Origin of the sequence: Bradyrhizobium jicamae, assembly GCF_001440395.1 — a bacterium.
In the GTDB taxonomy this organism is placed as follows: domain Bacteria; phylum Pseudomonadota; class Alphaproteobacteria; order Rhizobiales; family Xanthobacteraceae; genus Bradyrhizobium; species Bradyrhizobium jicamae.
In genome coordinates, this window is record NZ_LLXZ01000152.1 from 45,851 (window position 1) to 66,617 (window position 20,767).

21 protein-coding genes are annotated in these 20,767 nt (G+C 62.1%); 2 read left to right on the forward strand and 19 right to left on the reverse strand.

The features are described from left to right. Positions 1–26: 26 nt before the first annotated feature. The 19 genes from mbhE to CQ12_RS24635 all read right to left on the reverse strand — a co-directional run bounded on the left by mbhE (position 27) and on the right by CQ12_RS24635 (position 18,879). On the reverse strand, positions 27–728 hold the full coding sequence (mbhE, locus tag CQ12_RS24545) for a hydrogen gas-evolving membrane-bound hydrogenase subunit E (protein ID WP_057837875.1): 702 nt from the start codon (positions 726–728) through the stop codon (positions 27–29). Beyond that, positions 725–1,063, reverse strand: a complete 339-nt coding sequence (mnhG, locus tag CQ12_RS24550) for a monovalent cation/H(+) antiporter subunit G (protein WP_057837876.1) — start codon at positions 1,061–1,063, stop codon at positions 725–727. Before mnhG ends, mbhE begins: the two co-directional genes overlap by 4 nt. Continuing rightward, positions 1,060–1,302 carry a hydrogenase subunit MbhD domain-containing protein gene (locus tag CQ12_RS24555; RefSeq protein ID WP_057837877.1) on the reverse strand — a complete coding sequence of 81 codons (243 nt, stop codon included), beginning with the start codon at positions 1,300–1,302 and terminating at the stop codon, positions 1,060–1,062. The genes mnhG and CQ12_RS24555 overlap by 4 nt, the downstream gene beginning before the upstream one ends. Positions 1,303–1,306: 4 nt before the next feature. After that, positions 1,307–1,567 (reverse strand): MrpF/PhaF family protein, encoded by a 261-nt coding sequence (locus CQ12_RS24560; RefSeq protein WP_057837878.1) that lies wholly within the window; start codon positions 1,565–1,567, stop codon positions 1,307–1,309. Continuing rightward, positions 1,560–2,078 (reverse strand): Na+/H+ antiporter subunit E, encoded by a 519-nt coding sequence (locus CQ12_RS24565; RefSeq protein ID WP_057837879.1) that lies wholly within the window; start codon positions 2,076–2,078, stop codon positions 1,560–1,562. Before CQ12_RS24565 ends, CQ12_RS24560 begins: the two co-directional genes overlap by 8 nt. 31 nt (positions 2,079–2,109) lie before the next feature. Beyond that, positions 2,110–5,193: an efflux RND transporter permease subunit gene (locus CQ12_RS24570; RefSeq protein WP_057837880.1), complete on the reverse strand. Its 3,084-nt coding sequence runs from the start codon at positions 5,191–5,193 to the stop codon at positions 2,110–2,112. Continuing rightward, positions 5,190–6,305 (reverse strand): efflux RND transporter periplasmic adaptor subunit, encoded by a 1,116-nt coding sequence (locus CQ12_RS24575; RefSeq protein ID WP_245310110.1) that lies wholly within the window; start codon positions 6,303–6,305, stop codon positions 5,190–5,192. Before CQ12_RS24575 ends, CQ12_RS24570 begins: the two co-directional genes overlap by 4 nt. A gap of 430 nt (positions 6,306–6,735) precedes the next feature. Then, complete coding sequence (locus CQ12_RS24580; protein WP_057837882.1) at positions 6,736–7,713, reverse strand: tripartite tricarboxylate transporter substrate-binding protein; 978 nt, start codon at positions 7,711–7,713, stop codon at positions 6,736–6,738. A 23-nt stretch (positions 7,714–7,736) separates the two neighbouring features. Next, positions 7,737–8,447 carry a GntR family transcriptional regulator gene (locus tag CQ12_RS24585; RefSeq protein ID WP_057837883.1) on the reverse strand — a complete coding sequence of 237 codons (711 nt, stop codon included), beginning with the start codon at positions 8,445–8,447 and terminating at the stop codon, positions 7,737–7,739. Between the two features lie 23 nt (positions 8,448–8,470). After that, entirely contained in the window at positions 8,471–9,211 is a 741-nt protein-coding gene (locus tag CQ12_RS24590) for an SDR family oxidoreductase (protein WP_057837884.1), read from the reverse strand. Positions 9,212–9,242: 31 nt separating this feature from the next. Beyond that, on the reverse strand, positions 9,243–10,013 hold the full coding sequence (locus CQ12_RS24595; RefSeq protein ID WP_057837885.1) for an SDR family oxidoreductase: 771 nt from the start codon (positions 10,011–10,013) through the stop codon (positions 9,243–9,245). Between the two features lie 13 nt (positions 10,014–10,026). Next, the gene (locus CQ12_RS24600) at positions 10,027–10,407 is read right to left on the reverse strand and encodes a carboxymuconolactone decarboxylase family protein (RefSeq protein WP_057837886.1); all 381 of its coding nucleotides are present in this window, start codon (positions 10,405–10,407) and stop codon (positions 10,027–10,029) included. Between the two features lie 26 nt (positions 10,408–10,433). Further along, a complete protein-coding gene (locus CQ12_RS24605; protein WP_057837887.1) occupies positions 10,434–11,669 on the reverse strand; it encodes an ABC transporter substrate-binding protein in 1,236 nt (411 codons plus the stop codon). 35 nt (positions 11,670–11,704) lie between these two features. Next, complete coding sequence (locus CQ12_RS24610) at positions 11,705–12,940, reverse strand: ABC transporter substrate-binding protein (RefSeq protein ID WP_057837888.1); 1,236 nt, start codon at positions 12,938–12,940, stop codon at positions 11,705–11,707. A gap of 38 nt (positions 12,941–12,978) precedes the next feature. After that, positions 12,979–13,686: an ABC transporter ATP-binding protein gene (locus CQ12_RS24615; RefSeq protein ID WP_057837889.1), complete on the reverse strand. Its 708-nt coding sequence runs from the start codon at positions 13,684–13,686 to the stop codon at positions 12,979–12,981. Then, positions 13,673–15,454: a branched-chain amino acid ABC transporter ATP-binding protein/permease gene (locus CQ12_RS24620; protein ID WP_057837890.1), complete on the reverse strand. Its 1,782-nt coding sequence runs from the start codon at positions 15,452–15,454 to the stop codon at positions 13,673–13,675. Before CQ12_RS24620 ends, CQ12_RS24615 begins: the two co-directional genes overlap by 14 nt. Beyond that, positions 15,451–16,386 carry a branched-chain amino acid ABC transporter permease gene (locus CQ12_RS24625; protein WP_057837891.1) on the reverse strand — a complete coding sequence of 312 codons (936 nt, stop codon included), beginning with the start codon at positions 16,384–16,386 and terminating at the stop codon, positions 15,451–15,453. Before CQ12_RS24625 ends, CQ12_RS24620 begins: the two co-directional genes overlap by 4 nt. A 62-nt stretch (positions 16,387–16,448) precedes the next feature. Continuing rightward, a complete protein-coding gene (locus tag CQ12_RS24630; RefSeq protein ID WP_057837892.1) occupies positions 16,449–17,846 on the reverse strand; it encodes an MmgE/PrpD family protein in 1,398 nt (465 codons plus the stop codon). 31 nt (positions 17,847–17,877) lie between these two features. Beyond that, positions 17,878–18,879, reverse strand: coding sequence for an NAD(P)-dependent oxidoreductase (locus tag CQ12_RS24635; protein WP_283807408.1), 1,002 nt, complete (start codon positions 18,877–18,879; stop codon positions 17,878–17,880). Between the two features lie 101 nt (positions 18,880–18,980). On the opposite strand from CQ12_RS24635, the gene CQ12_RS24640 reads away from it, so the two are divergent. Together CQ12_RS24640 and CQ12_RS24645 are read left to right on the forward strand one after the other, a co-directional pair. Next, positions 18,981–20,345 carry an MmgE/PrpD family protein gene (locus CQ12_RS24640; protein ID WP_057837893.1) on the forward strand — a complete coding sequence of 455 codons (1,365 nt, stop codon included), beginning with the start codon at positions 18,981–18,983 and terminating at the stop codon, positions 20,343–20,345. A gap of 36 nt (positions 20,346–20,381) precedes the next feature. Next, positions 20,382–20,765, forward strand: coding sequence for a carboxymuconolactone decarboxylase family protein (locus CQ12_RS24645; RefSeq protein WP_057837894.1), 384 nt, complete (start codon positions 20,382–20,384; stop codon positions 20,763–20,765). Positions 20,766–20,767: the final 2 nt, after the last annotated feature.

Sequence of the window (20,767 nt, forward strand, 5' to 3'; positions counted from 1 at the left end):
CGGACGGCTCCCTTCGTATGATCGGGTTAGGGCCGGAACCTCTCGAGAATGACGCTTAGCTCGCAGCCAACCTTGATGCCCAGAAGCGCCGATAGGACGGGAATGGCACCGGCGCTGAAGAACGCACCGAATTGCCCAAGTGGGAGGATCCGATTGTCCAGAAAGCCATCCGCAACGATCAGCCCCGCGATGCCTGCCAGCACGAACAATGCGCCGGCCACAGACTCTGTGATGCCAAGGAATTCGAGATCGGGCTGGTATTGCGGGTAGGCTAGCAGCACGAGCAGAACGCCGGACGCAATGACGGCGCCGCCCTGGAAGCCGCCACCCGCGGTCAGGTGTCCGTTCATGATGATGTACGCCGCGAAAATGGAAATGAGCGGAACGAGGATTTGCGTGCCAGTCTGTACGATCTCCGACGATGGCCGGGCCGCGTCAGGACGAACCTCGGAGCGCACGCCGCGCGGTGGGCGTTCCCCACCGAGCACGAGGCCGACGCTCGCCGCCACCATGAACAGAACGGCTACCTCCCCGAGTGTGTCGAACGCGCGGTAGGTCAGCAATATGCCGGTAACGACGTTCGCCGCGCCCAGCTCCTGCGGGACGAGCCTGATGTAGCCTTCCGCCAGGGGCCGCGGCGATTGCCGCTCGGCATAGCCGGCGACAAGACTTGCGAACACAAGCCCGAACGAGACGAGAGCGATGACGATGGAGAGGCGGCGGATCATGCGCCGTTCCCAACTCTCTGCTGTGCGTCACGCAGCGCATCTATGCCCGTATCACCCGCCATGGGAATTCGGATAGCATGCGCCGCCCGAGCCAACGCATGCGAGGAGACCGGATTCGTCATCAGCACGAAATAGACGATGATCAGGAGCTTGAAACTCCAGCCCGGGTGATGGATGGCCAGGCCCGTGAGCACCAAAGTGTTGCCGAGTGTGGAGGCCTTGGTGCCCGCCTGCATGCGGGTATACACATCGGGCATGCGCAACATGCCAAGCCCTGCCGAAAAGTGGAAGATTGCGCCAAGCAGGACTAGAACGCTTCCGATCAGATCCGTCATCGTGCTCTCTCTGTTGTCCTGTGGATCGCGTAAAGGAAAATGAGCACCGACAAGCCGGAGCCGATCGACGCCTCCGTCATTGCGACATCCGGCGCGCCTAGCAGGACGTAGCAAACCGCTGCGAAGAGGCTCGCGAGTCCCCCGCTGACCGCCGCCGCCAGGGTGCTGTCCAGGCACACTGCCAGCATACCGCTCACAAGAATGCTGCCGCACAACAGGTAAACGAAGAGATCAAGCATGTTGTCAAAGACCTCGCTCGAGATAGCGTGCAATCGCCAGGACAGCCAGAAAGCTCAGAACACCGTAAACCAGAGCGACGTCCAGGTAGATCGAACGGCCGGCCACATGCGCGTAAAGCGCAATGAGCGAAATCGAAACGACGGTCAGCATGTCGATTGCCGCAACGCGGTCTACCGTGGTTCGTCCGAGAACGAGACGCAACACGCCAAACGCGACCCCGAGAAAGATCAGAATCGCCGCGGCGGTAAGGATTGCGTCAGCCAAAGGTCTTCCTCAGGTGTTCTTCGAATACGCCGGCAATGACACGGGTTGCTTCGTCCGTGTCTGTTGTTTTGACGTCGAGCCAATGAACGAAGAGGCTGTCGCCATCGATGTCGACAACGAGTGACCCAGGCGTCAGCGCGATGGAGCTGGCAAGTGCAAGACGTCCGACGGGAGTCTCGAGTCTCGTTCTGATCCTGACGATGCCGGGGTTTATCTTGATGCGTGGGGCATAGACGTAGCGCATCATGTTGATGTTCGCGCGGACCAACTCGATCAGAAAGACACATGTGTAGAGAACGAAATGATAGAGGCGCCCCGGGGACAAGCGGACGTCTCGCCACGCGCCCGGCTTGCGTGTGAACATGTAGGCCAGAACGACGGAAATGATTGCGCCGGTCGCGATCACGCTAATGGCGAAGGACGAGTTCGCCGCGAACCAGATAAATGTGAGAAGCACCGATAGCCAAAGGAAGCCGCTGGGCCGTCTCGCTGCGGATTGATTTGGCACCATTGTCAGACCCCCCGACTGTCAGAATCGAGTGTTACGACTTGGTCGTCGGAATGCCGATCTCCGCCGGCTTCTGCAGACCGGCTGATTTCTCGGTTCCCTTGAACCAGGCTACATACAGGGTAGGAAGGAAGATAAGCGTAAGAATCGTCGCAACCAGCAATCCTCCCATGATCGCGAACGCCATTGGTCCCCAGAACACCGTTGGAGCGATCGGGATCATGCCGAGGACGGTCGATACGGCGGTCAGCATGATCGGGCGGAAGCGGGAGCTGCTGGCATTGATTGCGGCAGACCAGACGTCCTTCCCCTGCGCGCGTTCGGCGTCGATTTGGCCAATCAAGATCACGGCATTCTTGGTAATCATGCCGATCAATGCCAGGATGCCAAGAATTGCGACGAAGCCGAGCGGCCTGCGCGACACGAGAAGCGCCGCGGCAACGCCGATCAAGCCGAGAGGCGCGACGCTGAGGACCAGGAACAGCCGCTGAAAGCTTTGCAGCTGGGCCATGAGGACCGTGAACATCAGCAACAGCATGACCGGAACGACCGCCATCACGGAAGCTTGCGAATACGCGCTTTCCTCAACCGTCCCGCCCACGACGACGCGATAAGCGCGGGGAAGGGTTGCTGCCAGTCTATCGACCGTGGGCGCCAGCGCGTTGATGACGGTTTCCGGAAGTGCTCCCTGCGCCACATCGGCTTGCACCGTCAGCGTGGGCACACGGTCGCGCCGCCACACCAATGGATACTCCTGCTTGTATTCGAACGTTGCGAACTGGTTCAGCGGGACGGTTCGCCCGTTCGGAAGCGGTACCTGCAGGGTGCTCAGAGTTGGAAGCGAGACGCGTTGTTCGTCGGTCGCGCGCACCAGAACGTCGACAAGATAGATATCGTCGCGAACCCGGGTGACGGGCGTGCCTGAAATCACGGTGTTGAGGACGCTCGCCACCGCCTGCGAGCTCAAGCCCAGCAATCGCGCTTCGTCCTGGTCAACATGGATGCGCAACTGACGCGCCGGCCCCATCCAGTCAAAATTGACCTGCTCGGCTTGCGGGTTGGTTGCGACGATCTGGGCAAGCTTCAGTGCGATTTCGCGCACCTGGTCAATGTCGGGGCCGCTTACGCGATATTGGACGGGCCAGCCAACCGGCGGGCCGAGTTCGAGCGGAGCGACCCGGGAAATCGCGCTCGGGAATTCATTGGCCAGGAATTTTTCAAGCTTGACGCGAAGGCGCTCACGCGCCGGGACATCCTTCGCAACGATCACCACCTGTGTGAAAAAATCGTTCGCCAACTGTACATTGAGCGGTAGATAGAAGCGAATGGCGCCGCGTCCCACATAGGTACTCCAGCGCGCTACATCCGTATCGCCCTTCAGGGTCGCATCGAAGCGCTTCGCGGCGGCTTCGCTGGCATAGATCGACGAGTTCTGCGGCAAGCTGATATCGACCAGAAGCTCCGGACGATCGGAAGATGGAAAGAATTGGCGGGGAATGAGCGGAAGGGCGAGATAGGACAGGCCGAAGAGAGCCAAGGTGAGAAGAATAGTCACCCATTTCGCCCGCATGGCCGCGGTCAGGAAGTTCTGATACCAAGAAAGAATTCTGCCGGGAGTCGCGGTTTGCGAGGTACGGGGCGGTTTCAGAATGAGGACGCCCAGCAGCGGGGCGAAGACGACCGCCACAAACCATGATACGAGCAGTGCGATGCTGACGACGGCAAATAGCGAAAATGTGTACTCCCCGGCGGAGCTGGCCGCAAAGCCGACGGGAACAAATCCGGCGATGGTTACCAGCGTTCCCGCGAGCATGGCGAATGCATAGGTCCGGAACGCGAACGTCGCAGCTTCAATCTTGTCATCGCCCGCGGCCAGGCGGTTGAGGGTAGCGTCGGTGGTGGTCATCGCGTCATCGACGAGCAGTGCCAGCGCGATGATGAGGGCGCCGAGCGATATCCGCTGCATGTCGATGCTCGCCATCTGCATGATCGGAAACACGATGGCGAGCGTCAAGGGAATGGAAAGCGCGATGATCAGCCCTGGGCGGACGCCCAGACTGATGAAGCTGATCACGAGAATGATGGCAATCGCCTGCAACAACGAGGTCATGAATTCGGAGATCGCGCCATCAACCGTGACGGCCTGATCGGCGACCAGGATTGGCTGGATTCCGATCGGCAGGTCGGCCGTGACCGCGTCCATCGCCCGCTTGATGTTCCTGCCGAGGGCAAGAATATCTCCGCCCTCCCGCATGGCGATGGCAAGCCCGATCGCCGGCTCGGCGTTTACGCGGAACATGGGCTGGGGAGGATCAGAAAAGCCGCGCCGCACTTGCGCGATATCGCTCAGGCGCAGCGTCCGTCCGTCCGCGATGAAGTTGACGTTGGCGACGTCCCGCTCCGTACGGAACGCGCCTGAAACCTGCAGCGACAGACTCTCGTCGCCGGTTTGGATGGTGCCCGCCGGACGTACAACGTTTTGCGCCTGGAGCGCGGCGATGAGCGCCGAGCGGTCGATGCCTAGGCCGGCGAGTTCTTTCGTCGAGAACTCGACATAGATCCGTTCGTCCTGAGCTCCCAGCAGTTCGATCTCCGAGACGTCACGAACAAGAAGCAGCTTCGAGCGGATGTCTTCGACGTAGTCGCGAAGCTCGCGATGGGTGAACCCGTCGCTGGTGAAACCGTAGATGATCCCGAACGTCGCGCCGAAATCGTCGTTGAAACCGGGTCCAACGATGCCTGTTGGCAGCGTGTGCCTGATATCGCCGATGTTCTTGCGAACTTGATACCAGGTGTCGGCGACTTCCTTCGCGTTTGCGCTGCCCTTCAAATTGACGAAAATCGTCGTGATGCCTGCCTTGGTATAGCTGCGCAGGAAGTCGAGATGTGGCGTTTCCTGCAGTCTGCGCTCAAGTCGCTCGGTTACTTGCTTCAGCGTATCTTCAATGGTTGCTCCCGGCCACGCAGCCTGAACAACCATGGTCTTGATGATGAAGGTGGGATCCTCGCTGCGCCCAAGACGGAAATAGGATACGAGGCCGGCAATGACGGCAATGATCATGAGATAAGCGACGAACGAGCGGTGATTCAGCGCCCATTCTGAAAGATTGAACCTCATGACGGGCCCGATCCGAGTATGCGAATCTTCTGACCCGGGTGTAGAGCTTGCACGCCCGCCGTGACCACGATTTCGCCGGTGTCAATTCCCTGGGAAACTGCCACCAGCGCCTGGTTAAAGCGCAGCACGTCGATGTTTCGCAGCGATACGGTATTTTTTGTGGGATCGACGACCCAAACGGCGGGCTGTTGATTTGCTTTCGTCAACGCCGTAGCCGGGATCTCAATGATCGGAACAGCCTCCGTTTCCATGCGCCCGGTCACGGTTGCACCAAGACGTATCGCCGGTGGAGGATCAGTCAGGCCAACCTTGACTTCGAAGGTTCGTGTTGCCGGATTGGCTTGGGGGGCAACTTCGCGGATGCGCCCGCGGGCGGTCACCGCGGGATCGTCGGTCAGACTTACGCTGATCTCAGGATCGCTCGGCGCCGTTCGGAGGACCTGGGCGGGAATGTCGAAGATGGCATCGCGGCCATCCTTGCGGGCAACCCTGACTATGCTTTGTCCGGCTTGGACGACTTCACCCGCCGCGGGACCGGTTGCCGTCAAAACCCCCGGAGCGTCAGCCTTGAGCTCGGTGAAGCCAACCAGATCATGCGCGATCTTGAGTTGGGCCTCGGCCGCATCGACCTGCGATTGAGCGGTTTGCTGGGCCTGTTTTGCCTGATCGAAGTTGACGTTGGTGGTCCAGCCCTGCCCGAAGAGGGTCTGCTGACGTTCGAACTGATTGCGGGCCTGAACCAACTGCCCCTGGGCGGCCGCGAGAGCGGCCTGCGCCTGCCGCAGGCCGTTCATCTCGTTCTGTGGTTCAAGGCGCGCGATAACCTGACCACGCTCCACCCGATCTCCGAGCTTACCATTGCTCTCGAGAAGCCGGCCGCCAATACGGAACGAAAGCGATACTTCGTCCTCGGCTTCAATCCTGCCGGTAAAAGTGAGCTGTGTTCCTGCCTTGCTCTTTTCCACGGTTACGGTTCGAACCGGACGGACTGCTGGAGCCGCTGTTTCCGTCTCACGTTGGCAGGCTGTAAACAGCACGGGAGCGATCAGGACAATCAGTCCGGCCTGCCGCAGGCGACGAGTTTTCATCAAATGGGAGGCACATGCGGACATGGCTCACTCCCTTTCTTGCCTTACCTGGTTCTTCCCGCCATTCGTTGATCGTCATCGGCGGGAGTCCGTTGATTTAGATCAAGAGAGATGTCGGCGTAACGGGCGGTGCAACGAAGTACTATGAACGTGCGACGAATGCCCATTTTCGGCCGGATAAGCCCAGGTGCGCGACCCTGCAACTCATTGATTGCTCTGAACCGATGGCTGACCCTCAATCAGCGGGTCCCAGGTTCGAGCCCTGGTGCGCCCACCGTCGCGAAAGCATTCTCCTGCGCCTCCAGCCATTCCGCCGGCGGCAGCAAAGCCTGGGGCCCAGGGAACTTCGACTTTCTCAACGAGAAGGGCGAAACATTTGCTCAGCCTGCGGCGCACCGGGAACCTGGTGGTGACTTGCGTTGTCTGTTTTGAGCTGCGGAAGTGCTGATTCCGCTTACTGCGGCTCGATTCCCGCCGCCTTGATTATCCGTCGCCACTTGTCGACTTCCGCCTTGAGGAAGCTCTCAAGCGCTTCCGGCGTCGCGCGCTCTTGCTCGACGGGCGCCATACTGAGTTCGGTAAAGCGGCTGACAAGTGCCGGGTCCTTGAGGGCGGTCTGCAGGGCAGCGACCAGCGAAGTGACTACGGGTTTCGGTGTGCCGCGCGGCGCATAGAGGCCGTACCAGGTGGTCACATCGAAAGCGGGAAGGCCGGCCTCGGCCGATGTCGGTACATCAGGCAATGTCGCCACGCGCTGCTTGCCGGTGATCGCATAGCCTTTGATCGTGCCGGACTGGATATGGGGCGTCGGCCCGGTCGCGGGATCGCAATAGACATCGATATGACCGGCGACGACGTCATTCAGAGCCGGACCGCCGCCCTTGTAATAGACCGGTGTGAGCTTGGTGTCGGTCGTGCTCATGAACATCAAGCCGCAGAGCTGAGAGGCGGAGCCGAGGCCGACATTGCCGAACGTAATCTTGTCGCCATCGCTGCGGATGCGAGCGATCAGTTCCTTCAAATCCTTGGCGGGAAAATTCGGCCGCGTCACGAGGATCATCGGCACGTCGGTAACGAGGCCGATCATCGCGAAATCGGCGACCGGATCGAACGGCAATTTGGCGTAGAGCGCTGGCGCAGTCGCCTGGCCGACATGCATCAAGAGCAGTGTGTAACCATCAGGCGGGGCCTTCGCGACGCGATTGGTGCCGAGCGTGCCGCCGGCACCGACCACGTTCTCGATGACAAACGACTGCTTCAGCGTGGCGCTCATCGAGGTTGCGAGAATCCGTGCGATGACGTCGCCGGGACCGCCGGCAGAGAAGGGCACGATCATCGTGATCGGGCGGGAGGGATAGTCCTGCGCAGACGCCGTAGCAAACGGGGAGCACAGCAGAAGAAGCAAAGGCAGCGATCGTACTAAAAACTTCATCGAAATCTCCCTGCGCGCTTGGCCTATTCGTCGGGAAGCGTCTTTTCCTTGGCCGACCGCTCGATCATGTCGAGGGCAGCCACCGCGGCTGCCTTGATGTGATCGACACAACAGCGTTCGGCAAGTTCTTCATCACCGCTTTGGATCGCGCGCCAGATCGCGGTCACCTCGCGCAGGCTCTTGTTGATCCGCTTCGGTTGCGACATCGAGGTGATCCGCAACAGCGTGATCCGGTCGTGCAGCGGCTTGAGCATCCGCTCGACGAAGCTGTTGCGGCAGCCGCCGATCAGTGCGCCATAGAAGTCGGTCTTGGCTTCCAGGCATCCGACCAGGTCCTGATTGGCCGCAGCCGCTTTCAGCCGCGTCAAGGCATCGCCGATCCGGCGCACCACGTCGGGGTCGCGCAGGCGGGCGCATTCGCGGCCCGCAAACCCCTCCAGCACCGCGCGGGCAGCGTAGAGCTGCTTGGCCTCCTCAAGGCTGATCGTGCTGACAACGGGACCGCGGTGCGGCACGGTGTTGACGAGCCCGTCGGCTTCCAGGAGCCGCAGCGCCTCGCGGATCGAAGGACGGCTGACACCCATCATCTCGCACAATTCGCGCTCGACCAGCCGTTGGCCCGGCTTCAGCGTGCCGGACATGATTGCCTCGCGCAGCTTCTGTGCAACCATCGCCCGGACGGTCGGAACGTCCTCTATTCGAAGTGTCGACTGCAATTCCCTACGTCTGTCCATGGCCGGGCCTTCGTTTGCGTGGCTCAGTACCGGTTTACAGGCAGAATCATCATTTCGGCAATTTGAACATGGGCGGGTTGGTCAAGGGCGAAGACAATCGACCGGGCAATATCGGCCGGGTCCAGCGCCATCTTGAACTGGTCGAAGTACTCCTTCTCCTGCTGCCGGTCACCGCGATAGCGGGTCAGGATGATGTTCGTCCGCGTCAAGCCCGGCTGCAGCTCGGTCACCCGGATCGCCGTCTCGGCCAGCTCGCCGCGGAGGGTTTCGGTGAACATGTGGACGCCCGCCTTGCTGGTACTATAGGCGGCCATGTCAGGAACGATTCGCACCGCATTGATGGAGCTGATGTTGACGATGTGCCCGGCATTGCGTTTGACCATATCGGGGAGAATGGCGCGCGTGACGCGCATCAGGCCGATCAGATTGGTCTGGATGATGTTGGACCAGTCATCCGCCGATCCGATGTCGAAGCGCGTTCGTCCACCGATGTCGTGCCCCGCATTGTTTATCAGGACATCGATCGGCCTGAATTTTTCCGGGATCGAATCCGGCAGGCGATCCACGTCTTGCGCATTGCTCACATCGAGCTGGATGGGGAATACGGCATTGCCCGTCGTGGCGGCCAACTCCTGAAGGGCGCTCGCGTCACGGTCGACCAGGACGACGCGGCGTCCACTCTCGACCAGAGCCTTCGTGATCGCGCGCCCCATGCCGCCGGCAGCGCCGGTCAGAACAACAGTCTGGCCTGATTCTTCAGTCATCGGAAGCGCTCCTTTTCCAGCTCAACTCTTCTCATGCGACCGACCATCCTCCATCGATCGGCAGGCAGGTCCCCGTGATGTCCTGTGCGGCCGCGCTGCAAAGGAAGGCCACGAGGGCGCCGACAGCTTCCATACCGACGAACCGGCCGGAGGGCTGGCGCGTCGCGAGATACCTTTCCGTGGCGCTTTCAACGCTCTCCCCGGCTTTCGCGGCGATGGATGCGATCCTGCCCTGAATGGCAGGTGTCGGCAGCGTGCCAGGCGCTACCGCGTTGCAGGTGATGCCGGTACGCGCCGTTTCCAGCGCGACGGCGCGGGTGACACCGAGGATCGCTGTCTTGGTGGTGACGTAGTCGATGCGATCCTCGACGGCGCGGGTCGAATAGATCGAGGCCATGTTGATGATGCGGCCCCAGCCGCGCTGCTTCATGGCAGGGAGCGCCAGCCGGATCAGATGAAAGGGCGCCGACAGGTTCACTGCCAGCGCGCGGTCCCATTCGTCCGGCGGAAAATGCTCGACGGCGGCAAAATGCCTGATAACGGCGTTGTTGACGAGGATATCGATCGCACCACAGCGGTTGAGCAACTCTGCCATCATAGCTTCAATGGCGGCACGTTGAGACAAGTCGGCTTCGGCCGTCATGACGTCGACGCCGAAGCGAGCACCGAGACGATCGGCGGCTTCCCTGGGCGCCACGAGATCGTGCAGGACAATATTGGCCCCCGCGCCGGCAAGGCTTTCCGCCACCGCCAGGCCAAGGCCGGCGGTCGCTCCGGTAACGAGGGCCCATTTGTCCTTCATTGCGCGGCGGCTCCTATTTTTTGTCCAACTCGGCAAACACTTCCTTGGCGTTGCGGAATGCATCCACGCCGGCGGGCACGCCGCAGTAGATTGCCACCTGCATGAACACCTCGCGGATCTCCTCGCGTGTGGCGCCATTGGCCAGTGCGCCGCGGACATGCGTCTTCAGCTCGTGCGGGCGATTGAGCGCGCAGAGCATTGCGAGATTGAGGAAGCTGCGGGTTTTTCGTGTCAGGCCGTCGCGGCCCCAGACATAGCCCCAGCAGTACTCGGTCGTCAGATCCTGCATCGGGCGGTTGAAATCATCCGCCGATGCCAACGCCTTGTCGACGAATTCGCTGCCGAGCACGCTCTTGCGGATCTCGAGCCCGCGGTCGTAGGTCGTCTTGTCCATCGTGTTCTCCGTTTATTGCGGCGATGTCAGCTCTTCGGCCAGAATGGTTGCGCCATTGCAAGCTGTGGCGGGAACACCGTGACCGGTACGCCCGTCTGCCACTGCACGATGGTCATGCCGGCACCGAGACGGCGGCCTTTCTCGTCGAACTTGATCTCGCCGAGCGGGTAGTACTTGGACGGGCCCGCATCCATGCTGCGCAGCGCTTCGGCCACCGCGACGCGGTCGGCCTTGCCGGCCTTCTCGAGTGCGTCCTTGATCACCCACATGTCGCCATAGGTGGAGATCGCATTTTGCGTCATCCATGGCTCCTTGTAGCGGCTCTTCAGCTCCGCGATCAGCGCTTCATGCCCTTTCGCGCCCCAGCTTGCGACGCAGGTCAACACGCCCTGCAACAGCTCCGGGCTGACGGTCTGCAGCATGTCCGGCTCGGCAATCGCGATGCCGAACGAGATGGTGGGGATCTTGCCCTGGCCGAGGCCGAACTCGTTCATCTTCTCCAGCAGCAGTTTTGCGTCGGAGATCACGGTCGGCAGGAAGAACAGCAGGTCCGGCTTGGCCGAGCGAATCTTCTGCACCAGCGACGTGGCGTCGGCCAGCGGCGGTGTGAAGGTTTCGTCGACGATGAGTTGCAGCTGGTTCTCCGCAAGGAGGCCTTCGCGCATCGACTTGGCTGAGGCGACCGAAGCCGCCGTGTTGTCGGTCAGGATCGCAACCGTTTTCGGCCGCTTGCCGGAGGCGGATTCCGCAAGCTTGATGATCTGCGGCAACGCCTGCCGGGCCTGGGAGCCCGCAGTCGCCGAGGTCTGGAAGACGTATTTGAAGCCGCGGTCGGTGATGAGATCGGAATAGGAGAGGGTGAGGACAGGCAGGTTGGCCCGCTCGGTAACCTCGGTGACCGCCAGCGTGAAGGAAGAGAGATAGGCGCCGCTCGCCGCCACCAGGTCGGTCTCCTGCGCCACCATGCGCTGTGCAGCATTCTTGGCCTTCTCGGTGCTGTCTCCGGAGTCGAGCACCACCAGTTTCATCTTGGCGCCGCCAAGCGCCTTGATGCCGCCCTGGGCGTTGATGTGATCGATCGCCATTTCGGCACCGTGGCGCATCACGGTTCCTGGCCGCGCGTACATGCCGGAAATCGGCACCAACAGGCCGACCTTGACTTCAGAAAGCTGCTGCGCCCAGGCACGGGATGCAATCAGTGCGCTGGATGCGCCGGCGAGCAATGTTCGCCGGGTCACTTTGGTCTGGAAATTCCCAGTCATGACGATCCTCCCTCAATGGTGAACAAGTATTCTTGTCAGGATTTTTTCGGCCAGAACGGCGAGGCCTGCGCGAGTTCGGGCGGATAGACGGTGACCGGCACGCCATTTTGCCACTGCACGATGACGACACCGGCGCCGACGCGGCGGCCCTTCTCGTCGAATTTGAGCTGGCCGCCGGGATAATATCTCGAAGGTCCGGCATCCATGGTGCGGAAAGCCTGCGCGACGGCCTGGCGGTCGACCTTGCCGGCCTTCTCCAGAGCCTCCTTCATCAGCCACATGTCGCCATAGGTCGAGACGACGTTCTGTGTCGCCCAGGGCTCCTTGTACTTGGCCTTCAGCTCCGCGATCAGCTCTTCCTGGCCCTTCGAGCCCCAATTGGCGACGATCGTCATGATGCCTTGCACAGCCTCCGTGCTCACGCTCTGCAGCATGTCGGGCTCGGCAATCGTGATGCTGAAGGAGACGGTCGGTATCTTGCCTTGGCCGAGGCCGAACTCGTTGATCTTCTCCAGCCCGAGTTTGGCGTCCGATACCGCGTTCGGCATGAAGAGCAGGAGATCGGGACGTGCGGAGCGGACCTTCTGGATCAACGGGGTGGCGTCGGACAGCGGCGGTGTCCAGATCTCTTCCACGACGAACTGGAGGCCCTCCTGCGCGAACAGCTTTTCCTTCAGGGCCTTCGCTGTCGCGATGGAGGTCGCCGTGTTGTCCATCAACATCGCCACCGTCTTCGGCCGCTTGCCGGATGCGGATTCGGCAAGCTTCATCAGCGTCGGCAGACCGAGTTCGGACTGCCGGCTGGCGGGAGCCGCGGTCTGGAAGATATATTTGAAGCCACGTTCGGTCAGCAGATCCGAATAGGAAAGCGTCAGCACGGGCAATTCAGCGCGCTCGGTCACTTCGGTCACCGCCAGCGTGAACGAGGAGAGATAGGCGCCGGTCGCGGCAACGAGATCAGTCTCTTGCGCCACCATTCGCTGCGCCGCGTTCTTTGCCTTCTCGGTGGTGTCGCCGCAATCGATCACCACCAGCTTCATCCTGGCGCCGCCGAGCGCCTTGATGCCACCTTGCTTGTTGATGTGATCGATGCCCATTTCGGCGCCCATCTTCATCACCTGGCCGGGACGGGTGTAGATACCGGACAGCGGGACGATCAGGCCGACCTTGACCTCGGCCGGCTGCTGCGCACGGGCCAGCCCTGAGAAGCCGACAGCAGCAGCGCCAGAAAGGACGGTGCGGCGCGTCAGCCCTTTGGGGTTCTTGTTCATCTTGTTTCTCCCTGTTTTTCTTTGTTCGTTAGAACTGGTCACATGCCGAGATAGGCCTTGCGGACCCTGTCGTCGGCGCGCAGCGTTTCATTGTTGCCCTCGAGCACGACCCGTCCGGCTTCGAGGACGTAGCCGTGATCGGCGGATTCAAGCGCTTCCGCGACGCGTTGCTCGACAAGCAGCATGGTCAGCCCGGATTGTTTGCGGATATCGATCAGCCGTTCGAAGATGAAATCAGCGGTCGACGGCGCGAGCCCCATCGATGGCTCGTCCAGCATCAATAGCTTGGGTGAGGAGGCGAGGCCGCGGCCGATCGCCAGCATCTGCTGCTGCCCGCCTGACAGTGTGCCGGCGAACTGGCCGCGGCGCTCCGCCAGCACCGGCAGCCACTCGAAGATGCGCTCGATATTCTGTTTCCAGTCGCGTCGGCCGCTTTCGGTCATTGCGCCCATTTCCAGGTTCTCCATCACCGTGAGCGACGGAAACACCTGGCGGCCTTCGGGCACGTGGGCGATGCCGAGATGGGCGCGCTGCGCCGGCGGCACCATCAGGAGGTCAGCGTCGCCGAACATGATCTGGCCGCCGCTTGGCTGCAGGATGCCGGAAATGGTCTTGAACAGCGCGGTCTTGCCGGCGCCGTTCGGTCCGACGATCGCCACGAATTGGCCTGCCTCGACATTGATCGACACGCCGTTCAGAACGGGTTTGGCCGAATAGCCCGCGCTCAATCCTTCAATGCGGAGCATGGGCCACCCATTTCTTGCCGAGATAAGCCTCGATCACGCGATTGTCGCGCGTGACGACCTCGGGCTCTCCTTCGGTAATGACGGCGCCGTGGTCGAGGACGACGAAACTGTCGACCAGGCGGACCATCGCCTGCATGGTGTGCTCGATGATCGCGATCGTGATGCCGTCGCGGGCGAGTTGCCGGATGACGGCGACGACCTCGTCCGCCTCGCCATGGCCGAGCCCGGCGAGCGTCTCATCGAGCAGCAGAATTCGCGGCTGGCCGGCGAGGGCGCGCGCGAGCTCCATCAGGCGCAATTCCTTGGTCGACAGTTCGCCGGCAACGCGATCGGCGACGTCAGACAGGCCGACGCGCGCAACGGCGTCGGCGGCGAGCTTCCTCGCTTCGTCCTCGGTCTTTGCGCGCACATAGGCGCCGACCACGACGTTGTCGAGAATCGACATGCGCAGGAACGGACGCATGACCTGGAAGGTGCGGCCGATACCGGCCTCGCAGATCGTATGCGGCCGCTCGCCCGACATGTTGCGGCCATCGATCAGGACTTCGCCCTCATCGGGCCGCAGGAAACCATTGAGGAGATTGAACAGCGTGGTCTTGCCCGCGCCGTTCGGGCCGATAATGCCGAGGATTTCGTTCTTGTGCAGCTTGAAGCTGACGTTCTGAACGGCCTTCAATCCGCCGAAGGAGCGCGAGAGATTGCGTACTTCGAGCACGACTTCGGACCCTGCGGCGCGCTTGCGAGGCTCGGTGTGCAAGGGCGTCACGGTGGCCGTTGCCGGCTGCGATGCGTCAGGCGCAGCATTGGCCTTCCGCGGGAAGCGCTTGCGCAGGAGGTCGCGTAGCTTCCAGAACAGTCCTTCCGGAGCAACCAGGATCACACAGATGATGGCGAAGCCGAAGATCACGCCCTGGATGCCGGGGAAGCGATCGCCGGCTTCTGCGTGCAGTATCTCGGCCAGCGGGATCAGGATCACCGATCCGATCACCGGTCCCCATACCGTTCCGACGCCGCCGAACATGGCGACGGTCAGGGCTTGAGCCGACACCAGCATGCCGAACACGGATTGCGGAGTAACGACCAGAAGGACCTGGGCGTAAAAGGCGCCGATCGCGGCGGCGATGGCGCCGCTCAATGTGATCGCACGCAGCTTCCACGCCAGCGTATTGATCCCGGCCGCCTCGGCTGCGGCCTCGTTCTGCTTGATGGCGAGCAGCGCCATGCCGAAGCGGGACTGCTCGATGATCCGCGTCAGCACGATCGTGGCCAGCATGATGGCCAGCGCCAGCAACGTGTAGAGCCGAGGATCGCCGAATTGCATATAGGCGATCGGCGCATCGCGCTTCATCGGGAGCGTGACTTCCTGGAAGCCAAGCCACTCGAAGACGTAGAGGATGGCGAGCGGGTAGGCGAGCATGGCCAGCGCGAAGTAGTGGCCCTGCAGGCGGAAGGTCGGAAAGCCGATCAGGAGCCCGGCAATGCCGCCGAGCATCGCTGCGATCGGAATCAGGAGCCAGGGGGATAGATCGAAATAGATCTGGCCGAGCGCAGTCGTGTAGGCACCGATCCCGAAGAAGGCGGCGTGGCCGAACGAGATCAGGCCGGTGTATCCGCTCAGCAAATTCCAGGACAGGCCGAACACGGCCCACACAGGAACCAGCGTCAGCACCAACTGGTAATAGGAGTTGGTGACGCTGAGCGAGACCGCCGCATAGGCAATAGTGAAGAGAATCGCAGGAAGCAGCGAGCGCAACTGGGGCATGGTCATGTCCTCTCGACCATGCGCCCGAAGAAGCCTTGCGGACGGAAGAAGATGATCAGGAGGAAGACGACGAAGATCGCTGCGTTCTGCAGTTGTGTCGGCAGGATCAGCGTCGACATCTGCTGGACCAGGCCGATCGTCATGCCACCCCAGAATGCGCCGATGATGCTCCCCATGCCGCCGAGCACGACGCCGGCATACATCACGATCACATATTCAAGGCCGACGAAGGGATGGAACGGATAGTTGGTGGCGAGCAGGCCGCCGGCGATAGCGGTGATGCCGCAGCCGAGCGCAAAGGCGACCCGGTGCGCACGATCGACGTCGATGCCCATATAGGTGGCGGCCGTCGGATTATCGGCCGCGGCGCGCAACGACTTGCCGATTCGCGAGCGTGTGATCAAGAGACTGAGCAACGTCATGATCACGAGTGAGACGACGGCATCGATGCCGCGCGCTTTGTTGATGAAGACGCTTACGTCGGAGAGAATACCAAGCTCCCAGGCCGAACTCGATAGCGGCGTACGGATCGAGGCCAGCACCGAACCGAAGATGATGAGCCCGCCGTTCTGAAGGATCAACGCGATGCCGAGCGTGAGGATGAGTTGGGCATAATGGCCTTCGCCCTCGAGCGAAGCGGTGCGCGTGCCCGATACATGCGAGATCAGGGTGAGGTGAACGAAGTAGCCGAAGATCGCGAGCGCCGGACCGGCGAGCAGGATTGCGACGAACGGTCCGACGGCGTTGCCGAAGAAGGCCTGAACGCCGGCAGCCGTGAAGAGGTAGAAGGCAACATACATGCCGAGCATCATGAAGTCGCCATGGGCGAAGTTGATGACGCGCATGACGCCGAAGATCAGGCCAAGGCCGACGCACATCAGGCCGTAGACGGCGCCGATCAATAGACCGGCGGCAAGCGCTTGCAGAAAGCCCTCCATCAGCGGCCGCTCCCGGTTATGGCAATGCTGGTTTCCTGGCTCACGATTCCCCCGACATTCGCTTAGGACGCTGTTCGCAAAATCTGCCCCGGCGGCTCGAGCCGGCATGCCGCGGCGATGACGCCGGCATCGCCAAGCTGCTCGCAGCCATCGATCGTCTGTTCCAGCCGACGCGCGCGATCCTCACCGATCACGCGCGCTGCGGCGGCGCGAAAACGACTTCGGATTTCTGCCGGGGTCGCGGCGACGACGTCGGAAAGGCTATGCTTGATCGTCTTGCCATCTCGCAGGTGGACGTTGACATCAGCGCCTTGTTTGGCGGGGAAGGCGGTCGTGAGGGCGGCATCGCTCTCAAGATCGGTTGCGGCGATGAGGCGGAGGATTTCCGGATCATCGAGGGACGCATAATTGTCCTCGTCGATCTCGCCCCGGGCAAGCGTCGCCGCCACGCTGAATGGAATGCTCATCTTGGCCTGTAACGCATTCCGGTAAGGCCCCTTGGCATCGCAGCCGGGATAGCGAACTGCGGCCTCGGGCGCGCGAATGATGATGCGCTCGATTGATTCGGTTTCGCCAAGCTCGTGCGAGACGCGGAGCGCGGCTTGCGATGCGGTCTGCGCGAAGTTGCAGGCTGGCGCGGGCTTGCTGTAGACGGCCATGATTTCCGCCTCGCCGCCGGGGAATAGTTGGATTTCATCAGGTGCGCGTTGTCGCCGGTAGGCGGCGAACAGGCCGGCTTCGCCTTCCAGGATGGTTTCGGATGCAAGCGCGCCGGCCGCGGCGAGGGCGATCGCCCTCAGCGCATTGGCTGCCGCGAAGCCGGGGTGAAAATACATTTCCGAGCCGCCGCCATGCGGCCACTCGTTGAGGCCGCTGGATGTGTTGGCGGCAATCGCGACGGCACTGGTTGCGACTTGCTCGGAAAGGCCGAGTGCAAAACTGCCGGCCAGGGCGGCACCAAGCGGCGCCACCAGGCCGGTCGGTCGATACAGCCGGGCGAGGTCGGAGTTGAACAGCGCGCGGCCGATCCGTGCGCCGGCTTCATAGCCGATGATGGCGGCGGCAAGCAGGGTGGTGCCGCGCAAAGGAGCCTGTTCCGAGAGGGCGAGCAGGGTCGGCCAGATCACGACGCCATGGTGCGAGATGCTGGCCGCGTGCATGTCTTCGCGCACGAGGCCATGTCCCATCACGGCATTGGCAAAGGCCGCGTCTGCCGGAGATGCGCGCCGAGAGGTTCCGATGATGGTCGCGCCATTGCTGACGGGATGGGCTGCTGCAATGGCCTGACGGCTCCAGGGGTGATCGCCGGCCTCGAATGCGCAGGAGAGGAAATCGATCAGGCAGAGCCTGGCCTTCGCGACCACGTCCGGACCGAAATCCGCAAGCTCGACGGCAAGCGCCGACCGCGCCATTCGCCGCGCCAGCGGTTCGTTGCCGGATCCGGATGCGCCGATCGCCATCGCGCTCACCACTCCCTGAGTTGTCTGCCGGTCAGCCGCGCATCTGCACGCCGGCCCACTCCTCGACGACCTTCGCGATCGACGTGAAATCGGATGCGGCGCCATACTTGGCGTTGGTGATCGCAAGCATCTGTCGCACCACCGCGCCGCAAACCATCGGCACGCCCATGGCTTCGGCCTCGTCAATGCAGAGCCGCACGTCCTTGTAGGAAAGCCCGGTCGCAAACCCGAAATCGAAGGTGCCGGGCAGCACGGCGCGCGGGAATTTATCTTCGGACGCGCTGTTGCGGCCGCTGCTGGCATTGATGATGTCGATCAGGACCTTGGCGTTGACGCCGCCCTTGACGCCCATCGCAACCGCTTCCGAGGTGATGACCAGCGCCGCCGCCGCCATCAAATTGTTGGCTAGCTTGGCGGTCTGGGCCACGCCGGGCTTGTCGCCGGTGTAGAACAGCTTGCCGAAATTCTTCAGGATCGGCTGCACGGTGTCATAGGTCGCCTGCGGGCACGACACCATCACGGCGAGCGTGCCGTTGACGGCGCCCTTGATGCCGCCGCTCACGGGAGCATCCACCAGCGTCATGCCCTTGGCCTTCAGGCCTTCGGCCACCAGCTTGGCCGCACCGGGGCCAGTGGTCGACAAATCCACCACGATGCGCACGCGGTTGCCGCTGCTGATCCCGTCGGAGCCGAGTGCAACCGCCTTGACGATGTCAGGTGTCGGCAGGCTGGCGAGTACAATCTCTGCACGGGAAGCGACGTCGGCGGGCGATCTGGCTTGTTGCGCACCGCGCTTCAGCAGCGGCTGCATGGCCTCGTCCTGGGTATCGTAGATGACCAGCGAGTAGCCGGCGTCCAGCAGCCGCCCTGCCATAGGTCCGCCCATGCGGCCCGTGCCGATTACGCCGAGCGTCTCTCCCGCCATCGCTTGCTCCCTGTCGCGCGTCTCGAAGGCGAGCGCGCTGTTGTTGTTCGACTTGTCGTCGCTATTCGTTGTCGTCGTCGCGGCACCGGTTCCGGCACTGTCCGTCACATTTGTTCAGATTGTCAGTCAATCTGTCAAGCTGAACATTTTGAGGTCGACAGTTGGCCGCAGGTCGGCTTAAGCTTCGGAAAAGCGAGGAATGCGTCCCAGTGCCGCAAAGCGAAGTTTCAAGCGTCAGCCGGACGCTGGCTGATTTGGTTGCCGCCACGTCATGGGCGGATGTCGCGGCGCAGCAGCACGAGGCCAAGCGGTCGATACTGAATTTTTTCGCCACCGCCCTCGGCTCGGCCTGCGATCCCGCGGTCACCATCGCCTTGCGGACCTTGTCGCCGTTCAGCGGCGCCTCGACCTCGACAATCATCGGTCGCGCCGAACAACTCGATGCGATGGGCGCGGCGTTCGTCAATGCCATCTCGGCGAACCTTCTCGATTTCGACGACACTCACCCCGAGACGATCATTCATCCGGCGGCGCCGGTCGCGGCTCCCGTGCTGGCGCTTGCGGAAGCCCGCCGACTGCCAGGGCGCGACGTTCTGACGGCCTTCATCCTCGGGGTGGAGGTCGAATGCCGCATCGGCAATGCCGTCTCTCCGCACCATTATGCACGCGGCTGGCACATCACATCGACCTGCGGGATATTCGGTGCTGCGGTGGCCTGCGCAAAACTGCTCGGGCTATCTGCGGACAAAATCGCCAATGCGATCGGCATCGCCGCGAGCCAGTCGGCTGGCAATGTCGAGAATCTGCCGACGGCCGCCAAGAATGTCAGCGTCGGCAACGCGGCGAGGAACGGGCTGTTCGCGGCATTGCTTGCGCAACAGGGCTATGAAGCCGCGCCACGAGCGATCGAGGGGCCTCTCGGCTGGGCGCGTGCCATGGGCGATGATCCCGATCTCGAACGCCTGCTCGGCGGCCTCGGTCAGACCTGGGAGATATCCAAAAATACCTACAAGCCTTACCCGGCAGGCATCGTGTTTCACGCCGTCATCGATGCCTGTCTCGGGTTGCGCGGCCGCATCGGACGGATTGACGAGATCGAACTGGTTACGGTGCAGGGGTCTGCGCTGTTACTCGCGCGCGGAGACCGGCCGGTCCGGAACGAGCGCGATGCCCGGGTGAGCATTCATCATTGTGTCGCCTGCGCGCTCTTGATCGGCGCCGCCGGCGTGTCCGAGTTTGCGCGTGAAACGGTGTTGGCGCCGAACATTGCAAAGTTTCGCGAGAAAGTGCGGGCAGAACTCGACAGCTCCATGCCTGATGGTGCGGCGCGCGTCAGCATCCGGCTGGCATCGGGAGACACCGTTACCGAAACCGTGATGTCTCCGCGAGGCAGTCTTGCCGATCCGCTCGGAGATCGCGACATTGAAGCCAAGCTGCGTGATGGCGTGCGGACCGGCGGCAGTAGCTGGGACGGCGAATGTATCATCGAGGCGATCTGGCAGCTCGACACGTGCGATGATATCGCAGGCCTGATGCTGCGCGCAGACCGCCGCAACCTCGAATCATCGATCTAACCGAAATTGCTCTCTCCAGAACCGAAAGGACGATCCATGACCAAAACCGAACTGTTCGAAAAAGGCCTCAAGGTCCGCAAGGAAGTTCTCGGCGAGGACTACGTCAACAAATCGATCGCGGGGGCCGATGAATTCACCCGCACGATGGCCGAATGGTCGACCGAATTCTGTTGGGGGGCGCTGTGGACGCGGCCGGGAATGGACCGGAGAACCCGCAGCATCGTCAATCTGGCGATGCTCGGCGCGCTGAACCGTCCGCACGAACTGAAGCTGCACGTCAAGGGCGCGCTGAAGAACGGCCTCACCAAGGACGAGATCAAGGAAATCCTGCTGCAGGTGGCGGTCTATTGCGGCGTGCCAGCCGGCATCGATGCCTTCCGCAACGCGCGCGAGGCGTTCAACGAAGTCGAGACAAAGTAGTG